2 protein-coding genes and 3 tRNA genes are annotated in these 6150 nt (G+C 41.4%); all 5 read right to left on the reverse strand.

Annotation, left to right across the window (positions count from 1 at the left end; all coding sequences use genetic code 11):
• Positions 1 to 386 precede the first annotated feature (386 nt).
• The 5 genes from BB427_RS13115 to BB427_RS13135 all read right to left on the reverse strand — a co-directional run bounded on the left by BB427_RS13115 (position 387) and on the right by BB427_RS13135 (position 6088).
• Positions 387 to 3941 carry a hypothetical protein gene (locus BB427_RS13115; protein WP_069021071.1) on the reverse strand — a complete coding sequence of 1185 codons (3555 nt, stop codon included), beginning with the start codon at positions 3939 to 3941 and terminating at the stop codon, positions 387 to 389.
• Positions 3942 to 4425: 484 nt separating this feature from the next.
• Positions 4426 to 4516: transfer RNA gene (locus BB427_RS13120), tRNA-Ser, on the reverse strand.
• A gap of 89 nt (positions 4517 to 4605) precedes the next feature.
• Positions 4606 to 5649 (reverse strand): quinolinate synthase NadA, encoded by a 1044-nt coding sequence (gene nadA / locus BB427_RS13125; RefSeq protein ID WP_069021073.1) that lies wholly within the window; start codon positions 5647 to 5649, stop codon positions 4606 to 4608.
• 133 nt (positions 5650 to 5782) lie between these two features.
• A tRNA-Lys gene (locus tag BB427_RS13130) sits at positions 5783 to 5858 on the reverse strand.
• Positions 5859 to 6012: 154 nt separating this feature from the next.
• Positions 6013 to 6088: transfer RNA gene (locus BB427_RS13135), tRNA-Lys, on the reverse strand.
• Positions 6089 to 6150 lie beyond the last annotated feature (62 nt).

The raw sequence follows: 6150 nt of genomic DNA on the forward strand, positions 1-6150 counted from the left end.
ACTGACTAGTAACTGTAGGACAAAGCCTATCAAAGCTCACTGTATACTCTGCTGATTGCCCGTAAAAACGTAAGCGTCTAGTTAACGGCACCCAGCTTGTTTAATATGTTGGTAATAAAAAGGCAGGCAAATAAATGACATTCTCTGCAAACTAATGCATTTCCAAGATGTTATCTAGGACTTAATTCTGCACTCTTTGAATGAGAATTCAGGGTGTGGCAACTACCCTAATTCCGTAGATGAAAATAGTGATGGGTGCCCGCGTTGCTTTTCTCCGAAAATCACTCACAAATACCCGCTACAAGTACAATAAATTTTGTCGGACTACTTTTCTATCTTTGGTCTTACGAGGGTAAGACCCTCGCAAGACCATAACAGGTATCCAACTAGTGAATGATATATTCTGGCCTGTAGAACATATAGGCCTCTAAGTTATTGGGTAAGCCAGTTGAAACGGCTTCTAATGAAATTGATGCCTTTACCGCTCGAGAAGGAGCAGTAAACTCTCCTTTCAATAGTTCCCAATTATCAGCATCAGGCCAAAATCCACTGCCATACGCTCTCTTACCTGCATATTGATGACCTGAAGGATTTATCCCTCGTTCCTCTCCTCTACCGCCCTCAAAATAAGCTGATTTCATTGCGTGTGTTAAGCATGCATACTTAAATTGCTCTTTGGTTAGTCCAACATTCTGCTCAAGCAACAGTGTATTATTAGTATCGTAAAACGATACACGAACTCTTGGCTCGGCTGAACAGCGAACCAGATCATCTTCCTTAATACCGGTTATGTCTGACTTAAAGGCTACCTCTTCCAGTAATCGGGCCCTTACTAGGGACTTGACTGATATTCTCTGTCCGGATGAGATTGCAATGTTATCTAGTTTTTTGCTACTTACTTTTCCGGGAATGATATCGTGGTTAGTTAGCATTATAATAGGCTCTTTTGGAAAAATATTATTATCTCCCTGGAAAGCTTTGGTAGCTAACCCATTGTTTTTCTTTGCAGATCTTGTTGCTTCAATGAAGCTATACAGGCTGCGTAAATCACTGATCGACTCTACTAAATCCCATCGGTGGAATTTATCTTGTGAATTATCACCCTTTATATATCTCCCGGCTACACATGAATTTTTCAACCCACGCGCATACTGAGAGTAACAATATGCCAAGCCACCATTGTCATCGTAAAGAAAACTGCGTTTCCCTTGCCTGAATTCTGGCGGGAACTGAGTCATAATATAGTCAGTATAGTAACTTAAATCACCATAGAAGCCATCCGTGTATTTAGTCTCTCCATGCAGTCTAGATCTGTATGAGGGGTATTCAAAGTTTTTAAAATGAGGATGTATGAGGTGACCTGGATCCGTCGAGAGCAACCCAAAATCTCTTTCATTATTAACTATCGGTTTACCCAATGCTCTAATATACTCAATCATGAGTGAGTATTTACTTGCATCAGACTCAGGAAGCTTATTAAACAACCCTCGCACGTACCAATCTAATACTTCTCTATCAATGGCCTCATCACTCATATCTCCACTTTTTTTATTGCCAAATCTTCGTGAAGTCGCATTCGGCTGGAAAAATACTTGGTCAAAGTGTTCAACAAAACCACCAGCCTTTATAGAAGAGAAACGAGTAAAGCACTCTTCTACCTTTTCTTCACTTTTTTCACAGGTAAACTCAGAAAACTTTTTCCCTGGCGATGCATGTGTTTTGAAATCAGCATTTATTGTACTATAAACAAAAGCAAGGTGCTGGAGCTGACCTGTTGTGCCTGGGTTATTGGCTGTAAAGCCATTGAGATAGCGTTTGATTTCTCGCAGATAATCATTAAATGCCGAGAGGCAGGCTTCATCTGTTTTTGATGCTTTACAGACGCTTTCGTTTTTCATACCAGATGATTCTTGACCCCATTTAAAACCTGCGAGTCTTACATTGGTTTTTTCGCCCCTTTCTTTGACATTTTCCAAGAAAATACTGTACTGCTCAATTACTTCATCAATATAGTACTTTGTTCTTTTCAAATGCAAACCATAGTCAAAGCTATCAGCAGAACCTGGCGCTATATAGGGGGCGGGAAGAATCAGGTAAACACCTCTTGGCGCCTCAGTATCCAAAGTTGTTTTATGAATAGCATCAAATATCGAAACTCTTTTGCCATTTTCATCAGGTTTAAACAAGTATTTAGTATTAAATTTTGAATCGTTCAAATCAACTAAATCAAGTTCAGACTTTACGCCAAACACATTATCAAGATACTCTCTCCAGAAATGCCTACTATTGACCGTTGTCAGCGGAGCAATAAGCCCATCACTTTCATGGAAAGTATTTTCAAGTCGATTTACGCTTGTGGTGTTCTTATCATACTTGCCTAGATTATTCCAAAGCACAACACCATCAAATAGTACTTTTGACGTTTCCGGTTGTGCAGCCACGCCGCTGTTTGCCTTGAGATTGCCTTGTGCATCATCAATGGCGTAGGGAAACATGTATGCTTTTATTAGCTCATAACCATCTACTTCGTAGAAGTAATGCGGACCCTTCGCGGGAGCTTCTCCAGCAGTTCCAACCTTGGCTCTTGGCCATAGTTTATTGTATACATTCTGTTGACTACTATCCGTTTCAGCATGAATTGCAACGATGTGAAGAGGAGTCCCCTCGTAATAGACATTGTTATTCCATTTAGCGAGCTTTATTGTTGGAGTAGAATTGGTGTCAGTTACATACCTGCACTGATTATACCTATTACAGGCTTTCAACTTCACTCTTACACTCTGATTTGTTTTATAGTTCGTACTATTTATGTTGTTACCGAACTTAAACCTAACATTACTCCCTACATTCTCAGTGTTATAGGAACCTAAAAGGCTGCCACCTTCTGCTAAAACATCAACCTGATAAGAATTAGCATTTTTTATTTGTGATATGTTCCAAGAAAGATATTCATTCTTATTGTAGTACGGGTCAATTATTTTATTTCCTGAGCCATGCTCATAATTAAATGAAGCATTACCTTCGACTTCCGCGCTACCCGACACATTAATAGTATGATAGCTTTCTGTACATGGTAAGCTTGGATTGCAAGCTGCAATCTTATATGTATGCCTACCCGGGTTACTAGAACGATGCGTGTAATGAAGATCCTTACCTGAGTATAACTGACGACCATCTAGAGAAATAGCGTAATACCCAGATGGGATCATACCTCCAGCAGGGCTCCAGGTAATGTTTACCGCTTCATTGAGTTCGACATCCACTTTCTCAGATGTCAGGTTTCTAACAAAACCAGGGGATGAATAGATATAGACCCCAGTTGTTGCTGCGGAGCTACATTTATCTTGCGAATTACAAGCCTGAACAGAGAATGACTGCCTACCATAATTTGCGAAGTTCAGTTTTTTACTCTGACCACTAAAATAAGTGCCATTCAGTCTATAGTAATTTACATACTGCCCCCCTGACTGGGGGTTCCATTTCAGCACAAAGTCTTTATTTACCGGCTGATAATACGCATGTGATTCGATTATCGGCGCGCTTGGAATTGGTAAGTCTCTGATCTGGATGCATTGCTCATTATTTATATTAAATAATCCGAACTCGCCCTCATTCGAGTTCCATCCCCGAACAATAAAGCACCAACGACCTGTCTGATTAAGCGAAATTGACGTACCTGAACCTCTATGATCCTGAAAAGTATAATCGCCTCCGTTTAACCGATAGCCTATTTTCACGAAAGAAAAGTCGGCGAACGAAAAGCCCGGTAAGGGGGACCAAGAAATATTTACAGGGCTATTCAGATATCCAGAGCTTGGTACAGAAATAGAGTGCGTTACTTTACCGGCGACGGTATTGGCTAAGGCTGGAAGTGACAATGATGAAACAAATAGAACTTTCGACATTGTCAACCAGCGTTTGTGTGATAGTTTGAATTTCACAATTTTCCCTTTCTTATTTAATTACAGCGCAATTGTACCTATTTATATTACATTTGCTAGCAATTGCCTTATAGATTTTTAACTATCTCAACTTAATAATTTAAGAGATCATGTACGATGTTCAGGAGTTCAGGAGGAAGAAAAAGCCAACTACAGCAATTGATGGGTAACTGACCCAATTTTAGTAGAGGTCATTTGGCCTCTTATCGTCAAAGAAGAAACGACAAAATCGTGAGCCAAATTGCTGACACCCACCTTAATTCAGATGGAGGTGTAGCATATAGTGCTATCTGGTACTTAAAAATTGGGATAAACAGTTGAAGGTATATTTAAGGTGGCAATAAACATGAAGTATAGCGAGGGTGGTTTCCAAAAACGCAATAATGTGGCAAACATAGTGAACCAGCATTCAGAATTTAAAACAGCGCTAACAGAAAGGACAGCTTCTACTTCTAGTAACAGATTGATTAAAATAAAGAAGGAATGGCGGAGAGAGAGGGAGTCGAACCCTCGATACGCTATAAACGTATACACGAGTTCCAGTCGTGCGCCTTAAGCCACTCAGCCATCTCTCCGCACTGAATTGCGGGGCTAATACTATGAAAAGCCTCGCACTTTATCAAGCAGTTTTTTGCTTTTAGGATCTATTTGTCTATTAATCCTACTATTTCTGCAAGGATGCAGAAAAATCTAGCATACGATTTAGCGAACGTAGTGCGCCTTCACGCAATTCCATATCAACGAAGACTTCTTTGCCTTGTGGGCTGATAAGCGCTTCTTCAATTGCCTGTAGGCCGTTCATTGCCATCCAAGGGCAATGGGCACAGCTACGGCATGTGGCGCCTTCACCAGCGGTTGGTGCTTCGAAGAACTCTTTCTCAGGGCAAAGTTGCTGCATTTTATAGAAGATACCGCGATCGGTAGCAACGATAAACTTCTGATTATCCATTTCTTGCGCAGCTTTAATTAACTGACTCGTTGAGCCTACTGCATCCGCTAAGTCTACGATTTCCGCAGGAGACTCAGGGTGAACCAGTACCGCAGCGTCAGGATGTAGCTGCTTCATGTCTTTAAGGGCTTTGGTTTTAAATTCATCATGAACGATACACGCACCGTTCCACATGATCATATCGGCGCCCGTTTTCTTTTGGATATAAGAACCTAAGTGCTTATCCGGACCCCAGATGATTTTTTCGCCTTGCTCATCAAGGTACTCAACAATCTCAAGCGCACAAGAAGAGGTGACGATCCAATCCGCTCTGGCCTTTACCGCAGTTGAGGTATTGGCGTATACCACCACTTTTCTGTCTGGGTGTTGATCGCAAAACGCAGAGAACTCGTCGATAGGGCAGCCTACGTCCAACGAGCAAGTTGCTTCGAGTGTTGGCATCACAACGGTTTTGTGCGGTGTTAATATTTTTGCCGTTTCACCCATAAAGCGCACGCCGGCGACGATGATCATGTCTTTGTCTTCTTGCTTAGCGCCAAAGCGTGCCATTTCTAATGAATCAGCAACACAACCGCCAGTTTCTTCAGCAAGTGCTTGGATCTCAGGATCAGTATAATAATGGGCAACCAGTACCGCATTTTTTTCAACTAATAGCGCTTTGATACGCGCTTTATACTCTGCTTTTTCTTCAACGGTAAGAGGGGCAGGTTTTGGAGGGAAGATATAATCTTCCGGCATAATACGTTCAGCTAGACTCATTTCTCGACCACTAGTCCACATTGCATAATTAGGTAGAATTATACGAAAAATACAGGGGTAATCCTAGCGAATGTTTAGCTCAAAATGGCGAGTTTAAGAAAGTATTTTGAATAATATATGAAGAATAAGAGGATGGTGGGTCATGATGGACTCGAACCATCGACCAATGGATTAAAAGTCCACTGCTCTACCAACTGAGCTAATGACCCGCTCAAGCATTATTAGTGCCATTGATTCGTCCTGAAGAGGTGTTCCGGCTCGTCGTCCTGACTCGCGTTCAAAAAGCTTAGAAGCCTTGCTTCGGTCTTTTTTCACCCAACTGAGCTAATGACCTGCTCAGAATTGAATTAGTATGCCTGTAAGTGGTGGGTCATGATGGACTCGAACCATCGACCAATGGATTAAAAGTCCACTGCTCTACCAACTGAGCTAATGACCCGCTCAAAATCGAATTCTTAAGCTTGTAAATGGTGGGTCATGATGGACTCGAACCATCGACCA

The sequence above is a fragment of the Pseudoalteromonas sp. BMB genome (assembly GCF_001709235.1).
GTDB classification, from domain to species: domain Bacteria; phylum Pseudomonadota; class Gammaproteobacteria; order Enterobacterales; family Alteromonadaceae; genus Pseudoalteromonas; species Pseudoalteromonas maricaloris.

Bases quoted from the DNA above. Each gene is read 5' to 3' on its own strand.
- nadA (WP_069021073.1), bottom strand. From the start codon at position 5,649: ATGAGTCTAGCTGAACGTATTATGCCGGAAGATTATATCTTCCCTCCA.